This is a genomic window from Ruegeria sp. BF10, from assembly GCF_056538725.1.
Genome location: NZ_JBQFTR010000002.1, coordinates 37,931 through 56,868, shown reverse-complemented (window position 1 = coordinate 56,868; position 18,938 = coordinate 37,931). Strand labels below are relative to the sequence as shown.

Here is an 18,938-nt window from a genome sequence, read left to right as displayed (position 1 = left end):
CCATCACTCCGCTGGGGTTTCGGCTGCGCCGGGTTCAATGACCTCTTTGCGAGGAACCCAGATCGAGTAGATGAACAGCAGCGCCCCAAGGACAACGACCAGACCAGAGCCAAGACGCATCCAGTAGAAGATCGCGATCTGGTCCTGCACGTCCATGAAGTAGTCTCCGACGACACGTTGCATGTGAGTCTGCACGGTTCCCCCGAAGGTCAGCACGAAAGTCATGAAGACCATGCCGCTGGTCATCAGCCAGAACGAACCCATATTCAGAACCTGATTATAGGGATCACGGTTCTTCAGGATCGGCATAGCGTAGCTGAAGATCGCAAGGTTGAGGCAGACATAGGCGCCGTAGAAGGCCAGGTGACCGTGGGCTGCGGTGATCTGCGTACCGTGGGTGTAGTAGTTCACCCCGTGCAGCGTGTGCAGGAAGCCCCAGACACCGGCACCGAAGAAGGCCAGCGTGGCACAGCCCAGCGACCACAGCAGCGCGGCCTTGTTGGGGTGGTCCCGGCGGCCCTTCCAGACCATGACGAAGGCAAAGGCCATCATCGCGAAGAAGGGGATCACCTCGAGGCTCGAGAAGATCGAACCGATCCACTGCCAGTATGCCGGCGTGCCGATCCAGTAATAGTGGTGGCCGGTGCCGAGGATGCCCGAGAACAGCGCGGCGGCGACGATGACATAGAGCCATTTTTCGACCACTTCGCGGTCAACACCGGTCAGCTTGAGCATCAGATAGGCCAGGATCGAGGCCATGATCAGCTCCCACACGCCTTCGACCCACAGGTGGACGACATACCACCAGTATTGCTTGTCCAGCGACAGGTTGCCCGGGTTGTAGAAGGCGAACAGGAACAGCAGCGCCAGACCCCAAAGGCCCAGAAGCAGGATGTTGGTAATGGCTGTCTTTTTGCCTTTCAGAACGGTCATCGACACGTTGTAAAGGAAGATCAATGCAGCCACGACGATGCCGGCCTTGACCCATTTGGGTTGCTCAAGGAACTCGCGCCCCTCTTTGCCCAGCAGCCAGTTGCCTTCGAACAGGTTGAAGACATAGGTGACGACCACGCCCAACGTACCGACAACGAGGATGATCAGTTGCAGATAGGCCAGCTTGGGCGAGTGGATCTCGCGCTCGGCTTCTTCCGGGATCAGGAAGTAGGCCGCACCGAAAAAGCCTAGGATCAGCCAGACGATCAGAGAGTTGGTGTGCAGCATCCGCACGATGTTGAACGGCAGAAGCTCACTCAGGAAATTGGGGAATACATAGATGAAACCGGCCAGAAGGCCGCCAATCACCTGTATCGCGAACAACGCCATAGCTACCGCAAAGTAGGCATAGGCGATTTTTTGGGATTCGTATTTCATTGTTTCGTTCCCTTTCTCAGCCTGCCTCGTTGGGCGGCCAGCCCTGCGCGTCGATATTGTCCGTCCAGATCAGGAAGTTGGTCAGGTCACGGAGTTCTTCGTCGCTGAGGTTGAAATTGGGCATCTGCCGACGACCGGGAATGCCGGTCGGTTGTGCTTCCATCCAGCCCTTGAGGGATTCAAAGGCTGATTCCGGGTCGTCCAGCACGCCCCAGCGGGTCATCACGTTGCCGACTTCGGGGGCAAAGTAGGCCCCTTCACCCAGAATCGAATGACAGTTCACACAGGCGTGTTTTTCCCAGACATGTTTACCCCGAACCACACTGTCATCGAGTTTCGCGGCATTTTCAGAATTGACGATATACCAGTGGGAATGGGCCGAAAGGGCCAGAAAGATGAGAATGAAGAACAGTGACCCGCCATAAAAAATATTGCGGGCCATGCTCTTTGTCATGACGTCTCGCATTGCGCTCTCCTTTGCGCAGATTAGCTAGTGTCAGCAACATGACGGGCGGGACGCGGTAGTGCCTTAACGAAAGTCAAGACCTGTCACGAGATCAACCGGACAGTTCAGAATTGAGCGATTTGGACCGGCTGATCGTCAGGGGAAGAAGAGCTGCCAGTCAATTTGCGAACAGCATTTCCGTATTGAGTGTTCTCTCCATTGAATGGCCATTGAATTGACGCAAGTATTTGCCAAGCAGTATGGAAGGAAGGAAAGTCAGCGCACTTTCCTTGCTGTGTCAAGATTTCCGGTGCCTCGGTAGCGCCAATGGTTAAAAGGTAAGAATATGGCAAACTATTCCTATATTGGTTACGCCCCCGGGGTCATTACGGTCGATTTCAACTTCGGCCCCGATTTCATTACGCTTGACCCCAATTTCGACCCCGCAACAGACCGTCGTGTATTTGATGTAACCGATGCAGCTGGCGGAACGATCCTGAACGGGGCGAACCCTCTGCTCGATACCGGCACTGTGTTCAATGGTGACCGATTCAACAACGAAAACGGTGACGACGCCACGCAAACAGGTGTGGTGACCAATCTGGACGGATCGACCACTTTTGCCAACGGAGACATCTACCTTGAAGAATCCTATTCCCTGACCAATCCATCGGGCGGAACGATCGATGTGTTTCGGGTCGAAGTCGAGGGCACATTGGTTGGCTACATCACGTCCGAGCCCCTGGTTCCGGGCCTGACCTATACGTTCCAGGTTTCGAACGTTACCCCGACCAACGCCCCTGACACGACGGACCCCACCACGATTGTCGATGTACCCTGCTTTGTTGCCGGAACACGGATCATGACCCCGACCGGTCCAACTCCGATCGAGGATCTGAAAGTTGGCGATGTCGTTTTGACCGCGGACAATGGGCCGCAACACATACGCTGGATTGGCACGCGACATCTGGACCAAGCGGCGCTTCGCGCCGGTCCCAGGCTGAAGCCCATCCGGATCGAGGCCGGTTCACTGGGCGATCAGTTGCCCGAGCGTGATCTGTTCGTGTCACCGCAACACCGCATGCTGGTCCGGTCGCCGATTGCGGTCAGAATGTTCGACGCCGAAGAAGTTCTTGTTCCTGCTCACATTCTTGTCGGCGTGCCTGGCATTTCAATCGCTGATGACACCCGTGCGGTGACCTATGTCCATCTTTTGTTTGACCGTCATGAAATCATCTATGCGGAAAGTGCACCTTCCGAAAGCCTGCTCACCGGCGCACAGGCCCTGTCCAGTGTTCACCCGGACGCAAGGGCGGAGATTCTTGCACTGTTCCCTGAATTGGATCAGCGCAACTACGTTCCGCTGGCCGCAAGACGGATCCCGGAAAAAGGGAAACGCGCTCGGGCTTTGGTCCATCGTCATATCAAGAACGCGCGGCCTCTGATCGCTGGACGATAGACGCCGCCCGAACAGGCGTCAGGTCTGTTGCACGGCGCGAGGGCCGGTCAGGGCAGGCCACATGGCGAACAGATACAGCCCCATTGCCGCGATCCAAAATCCATCCGCAGTCAGCATCGCCGCCATGTAACCTGCTGCCATGTCGGATCCCAACCAACGCACCAGCGCAGCAACCGCCATCAAGCCATAGGCAATCGCCATGGGCCTTGGCGCGACAAGGGGTCGACCGCTATGGCCCAAGGCGGCGCGGCTCATTACGGCCAGGGTCATGCCTCCAACGCAACCAATGCCCAGAACGTGAAGCGCGCCGATCTCATTTCCCATTCCAATGGCAGCCATCCCCCAGAGAACCAGACCCAGGGCCAGCATCCCGAGGCCCAGATGCAGGGCGATCAGGATCGGTTGACGCAAAGCCCAGCCTGTTCTCCAACGCGCCATGCGTAGCAGTTGAACAAAGCCCATCACCAAAGCTACGGCTCCCGCAACAGGCCCGACATCAAGTGCAAGCACAAACAGGGGCAGCAGCAGCGCCAGAATCATCGTCGCCCTGTCCAGCCAGGCCACGGTTACCGGCCACGATGCTTCGGGTTGACCCGCTCTTTTCATGGCATTGCGAGTAAAAGCGGGCGTAATCCGGCCGCCCAGGATCGCGATCATCGAACACAATGTCAAAAGCCCGGCCCGGATGCCGGTGTTCAACGTATCCACCGTGACCCCCATCCATTCCAAATGGACCATTACATTCGAGGCCAGCATCAGAACCAGAAGATACAGAAACACCATATTCTGGGGCTTGGGTCGACGAACCAGTTGACTGGCAATTTTCAGCGCCAGAATGGGAACAAAGATCAGGTCCACGACTGCGACGAACAAGGGAGGCAACACTCCGGAAAACCAGACCGCCAGACGCCCGGCCATCCAGATCAATGCGACAAGCGTGATAAAGCGGGCCCGCGCCTCGGGCGCACCGGTCCAGTTCGGCACGGCGGTCAGAAAAAACCCCCCCAAGGCGGCCGTTGCATACCCAAAAATCATCTCATGCGCGTGCCACATGACCGGGGGCATCGCATAGCTTTGGTCCATGTAAGGCATCAGCCCGTCGAGCGACGCCAACCACACACCCCACGCGACCCCTGCAAACACGCCGTAAAGACCCGCCGAAAGGAAAAAGACCCGGAACCCCTCACTGAAAACACGTGCGATTACAGCTGTCATGCCTGCTCTCCATAGCTTTTCCCGCCGTTGAGCAATGTGTAGTTCCTTCACGACCCGGCGCCCTTAACCAAAATCAAGACCGGGCTTAAACATGTGTGAAAAACACAAGTTTTATTGGGGGTTTTGATCCGTGTTTTCTGTCCAAAGTGCCTGGTCTGCGCCCTTCCCGTTGACTTTGGTCAAGGATGACATCCACGTGATGTTTCACTCTCGGCAGCGCCTCACCACGCATATGGAGAGTGATCATGTCACTTGGAATCAGCTACAACAAACCCGGCCGCGCCTTTGGGGTCGGATTGGCAATGTTGTTGGGCAGCGTCGCTGCTCCGACCTTCGCCGAAGAGCCAACTTTGAGCGAAGAAGCCTTTGAATCGTCTAAACAGCTCTATTTCGAACAATGCGCAGGCTGCCACGGCGTTTTGCGCAAAGGGGCCACGGGTAAAAACCTGGAACCGCATTGGAAGAAGACCGCAGCCGACGGCACGGTCACCGAAGGCGGCACCCTTAAACTGGGGCAGGAACGCCTTGAAAAGATTATCGCCTGGGGAACCGAAGGCGGCATGAACAACTTCTCGGACATCATGACCGAGCAGGAAATCAAGGACATGGCGACCTACATCATGATGGAGCCGCCGAAACCGCCTGAAATGTCGCTGGAACAGATGAAGGCGACCCGCAAGGTTTACGTCGAAGAAGAGGACTATCCGACCGAGCCGCTGCACGGCCGCAACTGGGAAAACTTCTTTGTCGTCATCGAACGTGACGTAGGCAAGGTGGCCGTGATCGACGGTGACACCAAAGAGGTCCTGACCCACATTCCGACCGGTTATGCGGTGCACGTTCTGAAAGCATCCGAGCACCACTCGCTGGAAGAGCCGGAACAACCCGGGCGCTTCTGGTACACCATGGGCCGCGACGGCAAGATGACCAAAATCGACCTCTGGCAGACGCCGGACAAGATGTTGGTATCCGAAGTCAAGATCGCCTACGACGCGCGTGACGTGGCCGTGTCCGGCGACGGCAAATACGTCATCGGTGGTGGCTACTGGCCGCCGCACTTTGCAATCGTTGATGCGCAAACCATGGAACCGCTCAAGGTCGTATCGACCCGCGGCGTGAACGTGGACGGCGAGTATGTCGAAGAAAGCCGCGTGGCCGCCATCTACACCACGCCGAACGAACCGACCTGGATCGTCGCCGTGAAAGAGCTGGGACAGCTATGGCAGGTCGATTACACCGATCTGGACAACCTTCGGATCGACAAGATCGACAGCGCCAAGTTCCTGCATGACGGGTTCTTTGACCCGACGGGCCGCTATTTCCAGATCGCCGCGAACGCGTCGAACAAGATGGTGGTTGTCGATACCGAAACCCACAAGCTTGAGGCGATGATCGACACCGCCGCCCTGCCGCACCCGGGTCCGGGCGCCAACTGGGTCGACCCGAACTGTGGCCCTGTGGCCGGCACGACCCACCTTGGTGTCGGTACCGTGACCGTTTGGGGCAACGATCCTGAAAACCGTCCGGATGACGCCTGGAAAGTCTGCTACGAAGTGGAAACCGACGGCCCCGGCCTGTTCGTCCGCACCCACCCGAACTCGGATTACATCTGGGCTGACCAGACCAAGCATCCGGAACCGGAAGTGCAGCAATCCGTACAGGTCATTTCGAAAGAAACCGGCGAGATCGTGAAAACGATCCAGATCACCGAAGACGAAGGCAGCGCTGCTGTTCACTTCGAATTCAACGCCGACGGCACCGAGGTCTGGGTCTCCAAGTGGAACCTGTCGGACTCGAAAGAACCCAACGGTCAGATCGTGATCTTCGACGCCAAGACGCTGGAAGAGATCGGCCGCATCGACGGGCTTTATGCCCCGACCGGCAAGTTCAACGTCTACAACCGGTCGAACCACGTCACCTGACGAGGGTGAGACCATCACAGGAAAGGGCGGGCCCCTCGCCCGCCCTTTCCTTGTTCGAGGCATCAGCCAAACTCACCGGCCTGCCACCAAGGGCCAGACAATACAGCCAAAACGGAGCCCGGATATGACCTCCGAACCGGATAAGAAAAAACCGATCTGGCGCCGGTATTTCCTATGGGGAATGCCTGTGGCCGGTATCGCCGCGGCCTTTGCCGCCGGCATCATCTTCTGGGGCGGGTTCAACACCGCAATGGAAGCCACGAATACCAAGGAATTCTGTATCTCGTGTCACGAGATGCGTGATTTTGTCTACGAAGAATATACCGGCACGATTCACGACGTGAACCGGTCGGGCGTGGGGGCTGTCTGTTCCGACTGCCACGTACCCAAAGACTGGACCCATAAGATGATCCGCAAGATCAAGGCGTCCAAAGAGCTTTATGGCAAATTGGTCGGCACCATCAACACCCGCGAAAAGTTCGAAGCCAAACGTGTGCATCTGGCCATGAACGAGTGGGAGCGGATGAAGGCCACCGATTCGCGCGAATGCCGCAACTGTCACGATTTCGAATCGATGATGCCCGAATTCCAGAAACCACGCGCCCGTCAGCAGCACCTCAATGCGATGACCGTCGGACAGACCTGTATCGACTGCCACAAGGGGATTGCACACTCGGATGCACGCGACAGGGCGGACGAAGAGTATCTGGAAAAGCTTGAAGCACCGAACCCGGACTTCATCCGGCCGATACCCCCGGAATACCTGGCCAGCCTTGAAAAGATCGAAGCCAAAGAGGCCGCTGAAGCAGAAGCGGAAAAAGCCGCCAAGAAGGCTCAGCAAGAGGCCGTTCAGGCCCAGATCGCAGCGGCTGTTGACGCTGCTTTGGAAGAAGAACGCGCAAAAGCCTCCGGTGAAGAGGCCGCCGCGCCCTCTGGCGGAGCAAGCGACGTTGCGTCCAACATCGACTGGAACGCAGTGGCCGCGGCGGATCTGAAGCTGTTCTACCCCGGTCAGGCCTCGTTCGAATGGGTCCAGAACGGCAAGTTCCATGGTGGCGCACGCCCCCTGACCAAAGGCGGGGATCAGTGCACCACCTGCCACGCCAAGGAACTGGACACCATCGGCAACAAGATCGTTGCAGGTGGCGATCTTGAACCGACTCCCATTCCGGGCAAACGCGGTGTCATCGACGCAACCGTTCAGGCGGCACATGACGACGAAAACCTCTACATTCGTCTGCAATGGCCGGACGCGGGTCACAACCCTGCCCCGTTCGTCGATGGCGGCAAGATGGACCCGGACAACCAGATCAAGGTTGCCATGATGATTACCGGCACTGGCATCGAGCTGGGCGATCAGGTGGGCTGCTGGGCCTCGTGCCACGCCGACAACACCTATATGCCTTTTGCGCCCGAAGCGGATGCGATCGCGGCAAATGCGGATGTTGCCGGTCGCCTCAATGCCACCGACACCATTACCAAATACATCAGCGAAAGCCGCACCGATGTTGAGGTCAAAGGTCGCCGCGGCAAGGCCCTGGGTGGCTGGGACAAGCTGAAGGCCGAGGAACAGATCGAGCAGTATCTGGCCGACGGCACCTATCTTGACCTGATGCGTGTCTACGCCGACGGAAGCGCCACCAATGGCTATCTGTTGGAGCAGCGCGTGGTCAATGATGGTGAAATCGCCGCATCGGCCGAACTGTCCGGTGGTATGTGGACCGTGGTCTTTACGCGCCCCCTGAATTCGGGTGCGCCCGGTGATGTGCCTTTGGAGGCAGGCAAGACCTATACCGTTGGCTTTGCCATCCACGACGATTTTGCTGCCGCAAGGTTCCACCACGTGACGCTGAATACAAGCCTGGCGCTGGATGATGACAGCGCGCTCATCAACGTGGTCAAACAATAACGGATCGGGGCCGGGTCAACCGGCCCCGGCCACTTTTGGAAAGGAGACATGGACCATGAAACCCCAACGCCTTCTTCCCGCGCTGCTGCTTCTGGCCGCGCCCGCCTGGGCGGACGAAACCGCCGAAATCTGCGCCGAGGCCGAAGAGCGCTATGTCGAGTTGTTCGGTCAGCCTTCGTCGGCCGTCGAAGACGCTGAAGTGGTGCTGATGTACAAATACAATTTCTGCCCAGCCGAATTGACCGTCAAGGCAGGCACAACTGTCCGGTGGGTGAATGTCGACAAACGCACCAGCCATTCCGTTCTGTTGAAGGATGGCAGCCAACCTGAAAGTGATCGCCTGTTCCCCGAGGAATCCGTTGAACTGACCTTCCTTACGCCCGGTCCACAGGACTATCTGTGCGGCCCGCATTGGGAGACACAGAACATGATCGGAATGATCACCGTCGAACCCTGAAACAAGGCACAATACAGGCAAGATGAAGGAGCGCGGGCGCAAATCCCGCGCTCCTTAACTTATGTCAAGGAGGTTGGTTTTCGATTGGGCCAATCTTCCCCCATGACACGCCCGGCTCACCCAGCAACGTCTTGCAAACGCAACGGATCTGCATGGGATACCGGATCTCGAAGACTTTCAGACCAAGCGAGTTTGCACATGAGCGGTAAGGTTTTTCTGATTGGCGCAGGCCCCGGCGACCCCGAGCTGATGACCCTTCGCGCACTGCGGATGCTGCAAGAAGCGGATGTCGTGGTTTATGACCGGCTGGTGTCCGCCGACATTCTGAACTTGCACGCGGAAGGCGCCCGGCTGATCCCTGTCGGCAAAGCGCCCAAATGCCACACCGTTCCGCAGGACCGCATCAACGAAATACTGCTGGAAGAAGCCCGCGCTGGTCACACGGTTGCCCGGCTGAAGGGTGGCGACCCCATGATCTTTGGTCGCGGCTCGGAAGAGGCTGCCTATCTGATGGCCCGCGGTGTTGCTGTTGAATACGCACCGGGCATTACGGCAGCCCAGGGGGCGTCTTGTTCGACGGGTGTGCCGCTGACCCATCGCGGGCTGGCAACCTCGGTTCAATATGTCACCGGGCATCGGCAGGCCGACAAAGTGCTGGATCTGGACTGGAAACGCCTTGCCGATCCGGACTCGACGCTGGTGGTCTATATGGGCGTTGCCAATATCGGTCAGATCGCCATGGGGTTGATGACCGAAAACCTGCCGGGCTCGACGCCGGTTCTGGCGGTGGGCAAGGCCACGACACCTGATGAGCGTCGTCTTGTGTCACGGCTTGACCAGCTGGCCACGGATGTGCGCGCAGCCGACCTGAAGGCGCCGACGCTGTTTATCATTGGCAAGGTGGTTTCGCTTTATGCCGAACGGCCTGTGGCCGAGCTTCTGGAACAGGCCCATGGCTAAGCTGGGAAGACGAGACCGAGGGATTGACCCAACACACACCGACAGGTCGCCGGGGCGTTCGGGATGGGTGGCGCGAACCTGTCTGACCATTGCGGTTCTGGCCGCGACCTCAGCTTTCGCGGCGGATGTCATCGATCCCGACACCCTGAAAAGACTTGTGCATCAGGATTGCGGTTCCTGTCACGGCCTGTCCCTGAAGGGCGGCCTTGGTCCCGATCTGCGCAGTGAGACGCTTGAACACTACGACGCGGATGTTTTGACCAGCGTCATCCTTGACGGCATCCCTGACACCGCGATGCCCCCGTGGCGGCCTCTGATCAGTGAAGAAGAAGCCGAGTGGATCGCCCGTTACCTGCTGGAACAGGAGTCACAATGAAACACTTCATCCTTGGCCTTGCCGCCACATTGATGATGTCCACCGCCCAGGCTGAACCAACCGCGACAGGCGACCTTGGTCTGGTCATCGAACGCGCCAAGGGCTCGGTTCTGCTGGTGGATCAATCCGACCGTGCAGCTCTGGCCCGGATCGAGGGGTTGGGTGATCTGTCGCACGCGTCCTTGGTCTATTCACCCGATGAACGGTTTGCCTATGTGTTTGGCCGCGACGGCGGGCTGACCAAGATCGACATCGTGACCCGCCAGATCGTGAACCGCGTCGTGCAGGCCGGCAACGCCATTGGCGGGGCGATTTCGGACGATGGCAAGCTTGTGGCGGTGTCGAACTATGAACCCGGTGGCGTGCGCGTATTCGATGCGGACACGCTTGAGATGGTCGCTGACATCCCGACCGGCAGCAAAACCATCGGTCTGGTCGATGCGCCGGGTCGGCGGTTCGTTTTCACGATGTGGGACACTGGGGAAACCTGGATTGCCGATTTCGCAAAGGGCGCACCAGAGATCACCAAGATCCCGGACATGGGCAAGAACCCCTATGACGCGCTGATCACTGCCAATGGCCGCACCTATATCACCGGCCTGTTTGGCGAGGACGGCCTGACCGCACTGGATCTGTGGGCCGAAACACCCGAACCGATCCGGGTTCTGCCCGATTACGGGCGCGGGCAGGAAGAAATGCCGGTCTACAAGATGCCTCATCTGGAAGGCTGGGCGCTGACGGGCCGCGAATTCGTTTTGCCGGCTGTCGGCCATCACGAGGTTCTGTGGATCGACGCCGATACCCTGTCCGAAACGGGCCGGACCAAAACCCACGGGCAACCGGTCTTTGCAATGGCGCGTCCGGATGGGCGGCAGGTCTGGGTCAATTTCGCCCACCCGCTGAATGACACCATTCAGGTGATCGACAGCGTCAGCAAAGAGATCATCCACGAATTCAAACCCGGCCCGGCCGTGTTGCACATGGAGTTCACGCCGCGCGGACATGAGGTCTGGATCAGCGTGCGCGATGCCAACAAGGTCATGGTCTACGACACGCATAGTTTTGAAAAACTGCGCGAGATCGACGCGGACAGCCCGTCCGGCATTTTCTTCACTGCTCGCGCCCACAGAACAGGGCTGTAACCGATGCGACATATCACGGACCCGATCGACCGCCGTCTGCTGGACGAGTTTCAGCGCGACTTCCCGATCACCGAAAGACCGTTTCAGATACTGGGTAACGCTCTCGGGCTGGACGAAGCCGAAGTCATTCATCGCCTGTCCCGGATGCGCGCCACAGGCCGCATTACACGGGTTGGCGCAACCATCACACCCGGCGCGGTGACGGCCAGCACTTTGGCTGCCGTGGCGGCTCCGGAAGATCGGTTGGAGGAGGTTGCCGCCCTGATCGATGCCGAACCCGGCGTGAATCACAATTATCAACGCGAAGACGCCTGGAACCTCTGGTTTGTCGCGACCGGGCCGGATCGCGCGCATGTCAACGATACCCTTGCGCGGATCAGTCGATCCACCGGATTGCAGGTGCTGGACCTGCGGCTGGTGCGTCCCTTCAACGTGGATCTTGGCTTTCGCATGACTGGAGGCATCAAGAACGTGCCCACAGCGCGAAAGGTCGATGCATCCGTCATGCGCGAGGGCGATCGTTGCCTGCTACAGTCTCTGAGTTCCGGGCTATCTTTGGTCTCAGAACCCTACGCCGCTCTGGCTCGTTCGCTGAAACGGGATGTCACCGACGTGATGGAGCGGGTCGAGGCTTTGCATGCCGCCGGAATAATCTCGCGGCTCGGCGTCATCGTGCGTCACCGGGCGCTTGGCTGGTCGGCCAATGCGATGGTGGTCTGGGATCTGCCGGCAGAACAGATTGAAACCGCTGGTCCCGCTTTGGCGGCCTTCCCGGGGGTGACTTTGTGCTACGAGCGCAATCCGGTTCCCGATGTCTGGCCATATCGCCTGTATTCCATGATCCACGCCCGCACACGCAATGAGGCTTTGGATGTTCTGGCCGGCGCGATTGCATTGCCCGAACTGGCCGGAGCGCGACACAAGGTTCTCTTCTCAACCCGCTGTTTCAAGCAGACCGGCGCGCTGATTCAGGCCAAGGAGGCTGCCGCATGACGCTGGACCAAACGGATCGCGCGATCCTGAATCGTATGCAAGAGGATCTGCCGCTTACTTCGCACCCTTACGCAACCGTCGCCGCAGAGCTTGGCCTGTCCGAGGCCGAATTGCTGACGCGTCTGAGCCGCATGAAAGATGACCGCACCATTACGCGCTTCGGTCCATTTTTCGACGCCGCGGCCATGGGTGGGGCTTTCTGCCTTTGCGCAATGGCCGTTCCAGCCGAAGATTTCGAAACCGTCCTGACCAAAGTCAATGCACATCCCGAGGTGGCCCATAATTATGAACGCACGCACCGGCTGAACATGTGGTTCGTGCTGGCCACCGAAACACCCGAGGGGATCGAGGCCGCCGCCGATGCCATCGAACGGGAAACGGGGATCAGTGTTCTCCGTTTCCCCAAACTTCAGGAATTTTTCATCGGCTTCCGGGTGGCGGCATGATCGACGCAACAGACAGACAGATTATCGAGTCGCTCCAGGGGGGATTGCCCCTGGTGTCCGCGCCCTATGCGCAGGTCGCTGCCGATCTGGGCCTGACCGAAGCCACCCTGCTGGACCGGCTGGCCGTGCTGAAAGCGCGCGGGGTGATCCGACGGATCGCCGCAGCCCCCAATCATTACAAGCTGGGCATGACGTCGAACGGCATGACCGTCTGGGATGTTCAGGATGACCTGATCACCGAACTGGGCGCTCATATCGGGGCACTGCCCTTCGTCACCCATTGTTATGAACGGCCCCGTGCCCTGCCCGACTGGCCCTACAACCTGTTCGCCATGGTTCATGGCAACTCGCGCGACGAGGTCGAAGAGAAACGCGGCCAGATCGCCGCTATTCTGGGATCGGCCTGCCGGGGCAGCGACATCCTCTATTCCACGCGCATCCTGAAAAAGACCGGGCTGCGCCTGAGACAGAAAGCCTGAGACATGTTCCGCCTGACCGAATACATGCATCAACTGGTCAAACCGACTCCGGTGCGCAAGCGTCGCCCCGGCCCGGTAAAGCCGGTTGTGATCTGGAATTTGACGCGACGCTGTAACCTGAAGTGCCGCCATTGCTACACCGTCTCGGCGGATGTCGCGTTCCCGGGTGAGCTCAGCCATGAGCAAGCCATGGTAACCCTTGAGGATCTGGGCCAATTTCGCGTCCCGGCCCTGATCCTCTCGGGTGGGGAACCGCTGGACCGGTTCGATTTCTTCGACATCGCAAAACGGGCCCGTGATCTGGTGCCAATGCTGGCCTTGTCGACCAACGGCACCCGGATTTACGACGAAACCGCTGATATGATTGCGGATGTGGGCTTCAACTACGTCGGCATCTCGCTGGACGGGATCGGAGCGACGAATGACTGGTTCCGTGGCGTCGAAGGGGCTTTTGCAGACGCCTTGCGCGGCGTGCGAGAATGCAAAAAGCGCGGCATCAAGGTTGGCCTGCGGTTCTGCCTGACCGAAGGCACGCAACATCACTTGCCTGACTTGCTGAGCCTTTGTGATGATGAAGGTGTCGACAAGTTCTACCTGTCGCATCTTGTCTATGCGGGGCGCGGCGACAAGAACCGGGGCGAAGATGCCGCGCATCAGCGCACGCGCAAAGGCCTGGATCTGTTGCTGGAACGCGCCTGGGAAGCCGCATCGGGCGGTCGTCCGCTGGATATCGTGACGGGGAACAATGACGCTGATGCCGGGTATTTCCTGAACTGGATTCGCACGCATTTCGACGCCGAAAAAGCGGCACATGTGCGCGCGCACCTGGCCGCGTGGGGCGGGAACTCAAGTGGTTTGGGCGTCGCTAATATCGACAACCTTGGCCGGGTCCATCCAGACACTTACTGGTCCGATTACACGGTGGGCAACGTAAAGACCAAATCGTTTTCCGAACTCTGGACCAGCGATGATCCGATGCTTGCCATGCTCCGCACCCGCCCACGCCCGCTGAAGGGGCGCTGCGGAGCCTGCGAACTCAAGGACGTGTGCGGCGGCAATACCCGCATCCGCGCCTTGCAATTGACCGGTGATCCATGGGCCGAGGATCCGGCCTGTTACCTGTCCAACCAGGAAATCGGTGTGGATGAAGCAGGGGAACGCCTTCAGGTCACACCGTTTCGGGGGAAAAGCCATGATCCGGCGCATCAGTTCTTTTGACACCGTAAGTGCGAGGCTTTCAACCGCTGCGCCTGTGGCGCGTGCGGGAACCTCCGGCGGGAGTATTTTTGAAAAGATGAAGATTGGGGCATTATGCTCGATCCTTGGCGCGGGTGTCGCCTGGGCGGATGCGCAATCGGATTACGCTGAGCATTGCGCCTCATGCCACGGCGAAAACCGTCTGGGCGGGGTTGGCCCCGCGCTGATCCCTGAAACGCTCAAACGCATGCGGGGTCCCCGGGTTGCTGCGGTAATCGCGGAAGGGCGCGCGGCGACACAAATGCCGGCCTTCTCGCACGAGCTGGATGCTCTGCAAATCGAAGAGCTGGCAGGTTGGTTGAAATCGCCTTTGGAATCCGACCCCGAATGGGGCGAGGCCGAGATATTGGCCAGCCGGACGCTGGACGAGGAATATGTGCCGGTGGATGCGCCCGTCTGGGACAGCGACCCGATGAACATCACGCTGGTGGTGGAAACCGGAGATCACCATGTCAGCGTTCTGGATGGCGACACGTTCGAGGTTCTGGACCGGTTCGAAACCCCCTTCGCCGTGCATGGCGGTCCAAAATTCAGCCCGGATGGGCGGTATGTCTTCATCATGTCCCGCGACGGATGGGTCCAGAAGTACGACATTTGGGCCCTGAAGCAGGTGGGCCGTGTGCGTGCCGGCCTGAACAGCCGTAACATCGCCATGTCCGGCGATGGCAAATGGGTGGCTGTAGCCAACTATCTGCCCAACAGCCTGACGGTGTTGTCCACCGAAGACCTTTCAGTCGCAAAGGTCATCGAGGTCAAAAGCAAGAAGGGCGTGCCCAGCCGCGTTTCGGCTGTCTATCAGGCCCCTCCGCGGGAAAGCTTTGTTCTGGCGCTGAAGGATGTGCCCGAGATTTGGGAAGTGTTCTACGGCGCAAATCCCCCGCAATCCGGGCTTGGTCATGATTTCCGCATCGAAGGTCAGTTCAAGAACCCCGACCCCTTCCCGGTGCGCAAGATCACCACGCCTGACTATCTGGACGATTTCTTTTTCGACCAGAGTTATGAATATGTCATGGGAGCGTCCCGCGATGGCAAGGGCGGACAAGTGATTGATCTGGTGATCGGGCACAAGGTGGCCGATCTGGATTTGCCCGGAATGCCGCATCTGGGCTCGGGCATCACATGGAAACACGGCGATACGACCGTGATGGCCACGCCGCACCTGACAGACGGCGCCGTGTCGGTGATCGACATGGAAAGCTGGGAAACCGTCAAACGGATCAAGACCGAGGGCCCCGGGTTCTTCATGCGCAGCCATGAGAACTCGCCTTATGTCTGGGCCGATGTTTTCTTTGGCCCAAACAAGGACGCAATGCATGTCATCGACAAGCAAAGCCTTGAAATCGTAAAGACCCTGCGCCCCGCTCCCGGAAAAACCGTGGCCCATGTCGAGTTCACCAGGGATGGCAGCCACGCGCTGGTTTCGATCTGGGAAGATGACGGCGCGGTGATCGTTTATGACGCGCAGACGCTGGAAGAAATCCGCCGCCTGCCGATGCGCAAACCTTCGGGGAAATACAATGTCTGGAACAAGATCACCTTCTCGGAAGGAACCAGCCACTGAGGGAAAATGGCCGGTTTGGAAACTGGCCATTCTGCTGTATCCGGCCACGGCGCTGACCGTGGCCATCAACCTGTTTTTGCTCGGGCTTATCCTGCACAGCGTCGGGTTCGGTGCAATCGAACCGGTGCCGGCTCTCCTCTGGTCGATTCCGCTGGGCATTCCTGCGGCATGGCTGGCCGGTCGGTGGCTGCGCGGATTGATGGACGAGGCCGACGGGTAGATTCAAATTTTCAGGCACCTGACCTAAGTCAAGTCTTCGCCTGGAAGAATCCCCTACGGTTCAGAAAAGAACGCCGAGCTGGATTCTCAATGCCCACCGTCCGCCCCCCGCATAGCCTGTTTGATCGCGTGTCCCGCGCGGTGTGCGGTTTGGTGGGTATTTTCCTGTTGCTTTTGCAGATGCTTGGCCCGGTGCTGGCGAGTCCCGGGGACAGCATGTGGATCGAGATCTGCTCGGAGGCAGGGGCGGTCTGGGTTGAAGTGGACCTTGAGGAAGGCACTGATGACCCGACCGCACCTTGCCCGAAATGCGCCGATTGCGCGCTGTGCGCGGTGACAGTGGCAGCCCCGCTGCCAGACCTGCCGCTGCTGACGCAATCCGGAAATGTACAGATTGTACCCGCTGCAATCGGGGATCTGTGCATTTTGTACAACTCAAGGCGACTGTGGCCCGAAACCCGAGGGCCCCCGGTTGCGACCCAAGAAAAATCTGAACGCGCCCTGCGCGCGTCCGTGGCGTTCACTCAAGTAAACGGAGGTGCGCCGTGGTCGTAAGTCGCGCAATCCATTTCCTGCTGGCTTTTTCCCTGTCCTGCCTGATGGCGATCAGCGCCCATGCCGACAGCCTGGCCAGCTTCCTGCCCGACATCGAACCTGCCGATCTGGCCCCCGGTGCCGATGCCTTTGGCCCGGTACGCGATGACGTCAAGGTCGCCCCCGTCCTGAAGGGCGGCGAGACCGTTGCCTGGGCATTCCTGACCTCGGACTTTGTTGGCACGACCGGTTATTCCGGCAAGCCGATCCATGTCGTTGCCGCCATCGATAACGATGCCGTGTTGACCGGAGTGCAACTGGTCAAGCACTCGGAACCCATCGTGCTGATCGGCATCCCCAATTCCCGCATGGTTGAATTGACCGAAGGCTATGCCGGCCTTGACCTGAAGGTTGAAGCTGAAACCGGGGGTGAGGGGCACGACCTCGACATCATCTCGGGCGCGACCGTCACGATCATGGTGATCGACGACAGCCTTGTGCGTGGCGGCATCAAAGTGGCGCGTGCATTGGGTCTGGGCGGCTTGTCGCCGTTGCAGGCCGACGGGCCAAAGCGCGAAGTCGATATGGCGCAGAATGCGGTCTATGACTGGTCGACCCTGTCGGGTGACGGCTCGATCCGGCGGTTGACGCTGGATGTCGGGCAGGTCAACGCCGCCTTTGAGGCCACCGGCGACCAGCGCGCGATCAAGCGCCCCGAACCGGGCGAACCGGATGACACCTTCATCGACATGCATATGGCGCTTGTCTCGGTTCCGTCGATCGGCAAGTCTCTGCTGGGCGACGCCGAATACCGGAACCTTGTGAACTGGTTGGACGAGGGCGAACAGGCCATTCTGGTGCTGGGTCGCGGATCCTACAGCTTCAAGGGATCAGGCTATGTGCGCGGCGGGATTTTCGATCGGATCCAATTGATCCAGGGCGACAACTCGGTCCGGTTCTTCGACAAACAGCAAGTACGCCTTGGCAAGGTTGCAGCCCCGGATGCGCCCAGTTTCACCGAGTTGGACATCTTCAAGATTCCCGCCGATGCCGAGTTTGACCCGACCGAGCCGTTCCGCCTGCAACTGCTGGTACAGCGTGCCGTGGGTGCCGTTGAGAAAACCTTTCTGACATTCGATCTGGGCTACAAACTGCCCGACCACTACCTGCTGCCCGTTGCAGCCCCAACGGTTGTCGAGGATGCAACCGGCGAAGCCGCCGCCAAGGCCGCCCTGTGGCAACGCATCTGGAAGGATCGCACCGTCGAAATCGCCATTCTCGGCGTCATGCTGCTGGTCCTGACCGCGACGTTCTTCTTTCAATTCCACGCGACGATGAATGCGCGGGTCTTCTACTGGTTCCGCATCGGCTATCTGACCATGACCCTGTTCTTCATCGGCTGGTACGCCAACGCGCAGCTGAGCGTGGTGAATCTGATGGCGCTGGCGGGCAGCTTGCGCACAGGATTCTCGTGGGATGCGTTCCTGCTGGACCCGCTGGTCTTTATCCAGTGGTTCGCTGTCGCTGCCGCGCTGCTGTTCTGGGGGCGAGGCGCCTATTGCGGCTGGTTGTGCCCGTTTGGCGCGTTGCAGGAGCTGACCAACAAGATCGCCCGCGCGCTGAAAGTACCGCAATGGACGCTGCCCTGGGGACTGAACGAGCGCCTGTGGCCTGCAAAATACATGATCTTCCTCGGTCTCTTCGGTCTCAGCTTTGTCTCGATCCCGTTGGCCGAGAAATACGCCGAGGTCGAGCCGTTCAAAACGGCGATCATTCTGAAATTCATGCGCGACTGGCCCTTTGTGGTCTTTGCGCTGGCCCTGCTGGGAATCGGGCTGTTCATCGAACGGTTCTACTGCCGCTATCTCTGCCCGCTGGGTGGAGCACTGGCGATCCCTGCCCGTATCCGCATGTTCGACTGGCTGCGCCGCTACAAGGATTGCGGCTCCCCCTGTCAGACCTGCGCCAACGAATGCCCCGTTCAGGCGATCCACCCCACCGGTGAGATCAATCCGAACGAGTGCGTCACCTGCCTGCATTGTCAGGTGCTCTACCAGTCCGAGGACAAATGTCCCGTCGTTATCCGCCAACTGAAACGGCGGGCCAATACAGGGTCGGTCCAGATGAAGACCCCACTCGGACAACCACCGGCGAACCATCCGAACGCCAAACCGCAATCCGTTTCCTAAAAGG

18 protein-coding genes are annotated in these 18,938 nt (G+C 59.1%); 15 read left to right on the top strand and 3 right to left on the bottom strand.

All coding sequences use genetic code 11. The features are described from left to right. Positions 1-3: 3 nt before the first annotated feature. Both ACR0DJ_RS10090 and ACR0DJ_RS10085 read right to left on the bottom strand, forming a co-directional pair. Entirely contained in the window at positions 4-1,371 is a 1,368-nt protein-coding gene (locus ACR0DJ_RS10090) for a cbb3-type cytochrome c oxidase subunit I (RefSeq protein WP_152460361.1), read from the bottom strand. A gap of 16 nt (positions 1,372-1,387) precedes the next feature. Continuing rightward, entirely contained in the window at positions 1,388-1,837 is a 450-nt protein-coding gene (locus ACR0DJ_RS10085; protein ID WP_152460362.1) for a c-type cytochrome, read from the bottom strand. A 325-nt stretch (positions 1,838-2,162) separates the two neighbouring features. Here ACR0DJ_RS10085 and ACR0DJ_RS10080 point away from each other — a divergent pair, with 325 nt between their 5' ends. Continuing rightward, positions 2,163-3,275, top strand: a complete 1,113-nt coding sequence (locus ACR0DJ_RS10080) for a Hint domain-containing protein (protein WP_480684818.1) — start codon at positions 2,163-2,165, stop codon at positions 3,273-3,275. A gap of 18 nt (positions 3,276-3,293) precedes the next feature. Here the strand turns inward: ACR0DJ_RS10080 and ACR0DJ_RS10075 are convergent, their stop codons facing one another. Next, on the bottom strand, positions 3,294-4,490 hold the full coding sequence (locus ACR0DJ_RS10075) for an NnrS family protein (RefSeq protein ID WP_480684817.1): 1,197 nt from the start codon (positions 4,488-4,490) through the stop codon (positions 3,294-3,296). Positions 4,491-4,735: 245 nt separating this feature from the next. Here ACR0DJ_RS10075 and ACR0DJ_RS10070 point away from each other — a divergent pair, with 245 nt between their 5' ends. The 14 genes from ACR0DJ_RS10070 to ACR0DJ_RS10005 all read left to right on the top strand — a co-directional run bounded on the left by ACR0DJ_RS10070 (position 4,736) and on the right by ACR0DJ_RS10005 (position 18,934). Next, complete coding sequence (locus ACR0DJ_RS10070; protein WP_257601365.1) at positions 4,736-6,412, top strand: nitrite reductase; 1,677 nt, start codon at positions 4,736-4,738, stop codon at positions 6,410-6,412. A gap of 124 nt (positions 6,413-6,536) precedes the next feature. Continuing rightward, positions 6,537-8,321: a NapC/NirT family cytochrome c gene (locus tag ACR0DJ_RS10065; protein WP_425079540.1), complete on the top strand. Its 1,785-nt coding sequence runs from the start codon at positions 6,537-6,539 to the stop codon at positions 8,319-8,321. A 55-nt stretch (positions 8,322-8,376) separates the two neighbouring features. Then, complete coding sequence (locus ACR0DJ_RS10060) at positions 8,377-8,778, top strand: cupredoxin domain-containing protein (protein WP_170345477.1); 402 nt, start codon at positions 8,377-8,379, stop codon at positions 8,776-8,778. Between the two features lie 198 nt (positions 8,779-8,976). Then, positions 8,977-9,738: a uroporphyrinogen-III C-methyltransferase gene (gene cobA, locus ACR0DJ_RS10055; RefSeq protein WP_170345478.1), complete on the top strand. Its 762-nt coding sequence runs from the start codon at positions 8,977-8,979 to the stop codon at positions 9,736-9,738. Further along, positions 9,731-10,114 (top strand): c-type cytochrome, encoded by a 384-nt coding sequence (locus ACR0DJ_RS10050; RefSeq protein WP_306980750.1) that lies wholly within the window; start codon positions 9,731-9,733, stop codon positions 10,112-10,114. Before cobA ends, ACR0DJ_RS10050 begins: the two co-directional genes overlap by 8 nt. Beyond that, positions 10,111-11,256 carry a cytochrome D1 domain-containing protein gene (locus tag ACR0DJ_RS10045; RefSeq protein WP_170345480.1) on the top strand — a complete coding sequence of 382 codons (1,146 nt, stop codon included), beginning with the start codon at positions 10,111-10,113 and terminating at the stop codon, positions 11,254-11,256. Before ACR0DJ_RS10050 ends, ACR0DJ_RS10045 begins: the two co-directional genes overlap by 4 nt. A gap of 3 nt (positions 11,257-11,259) precedes the next feature. Next, positions 11,260-12,249 carry a siroheme decarboxylase subunit beta gene (ahbB, locus tag ACR0DJ_RS10040; protein WP_480684814.1) on the top strand — a complete coding sequence of 330 codons (990 nt, stop codon included), beginning with the start codon at positions 11,260-11,262 and terminating at the stop codon, positions 12,247-12,249. Further along, positions 12,246-12,695, top strand: a complete 450-nt coding sequence (locus ACR0DJ_RS10035; protein ID WP_170345482.1) for an Lrp/AsnC family transcriptional regulator — start codon at positions 12,246-12,248, stop codon at positions 12,693-12,695. Before ahbB (ACR0DJ_RS10040) ends, ACR0DJ_RS10035 begins: the two co-directional genes overlap by 4 nt. After that, positions 12,692-13,174, top strand: a complete 483-nt coding sequence (ahbB, locus tag ACR0DJ_RS10030; protein ID WP_425079536.1) for a siroheme decarboxylase subunit beta — start codon at positions 12,692-12,694, stop codon at positions 13,172-13,174. Before ACR0DJ_RS10035 ends, ahbB (ACR0DJ_RS10030) begins: the two co-directional genes overlap by 4 nt. Positions 13,175-13,177: 3 nt before the next feature. After that, positions 13,178-14,392, top strand: a complete 1,215-nt coding sequence (gene nirJ, locus ACR0DJ_RS10025; RefSeq protein ID WP_170345484.1) for a heme d1 biosynthesis radical SAM protein NirJ — start codon at positions 13,178-13,180, stop codon at positions 14,390-14,392. Positions 14,393-14,468: 76 nt separating this feature from the next. Beyond that, entirely contained in the window at positions 14,469-15,992 is a 1,524-nt protein-coding gene (locus ACR0DJ_RS10020; protein WP_480684811.1) for a cytochrome D1 domain-containing protein, read from the top strand. Continuing rightward, a complete protein-coding gene (locus tag ACR0DJ_RS10015; protein WP_170345486.1) occupies positions 15,949-16,212 on the top strand; it encodes a hypothetical protein in 264 nt (87 codons plus the stop codon). The genes ACR0DJ_RS10020 and ACR0DJ_RS10015 overlap by 44 nt, the downstream gene beginning before the upstream one ends. Before the next feature lie 89 nt (positions 16,213-16,301). Continuing rightward, entirely contained in the window at positions 16,302-16,766 is a 465-nt protein-coding gene (locus tag ACR0DJ_RS10010) for a DUF2946 family protein (protein ID WP_480684810.1), read from the top strand. A 44-nt stretch (positions 16,767-16,810) separates the two neighbouring features. Continuing rightward, positions 16,811-18,934, top strand: a complete 2,124-nt coding sequence (locus ACR0DJ_RS10005; RefSeq protein ID WP_480685232.1) for a 4Fe-4S binding protein — start codon at positions 16,811-16,813, stop codon at positions 18,932-18,934. Positions 18,935-18,938: the final 4 nt, after the last annotated feature.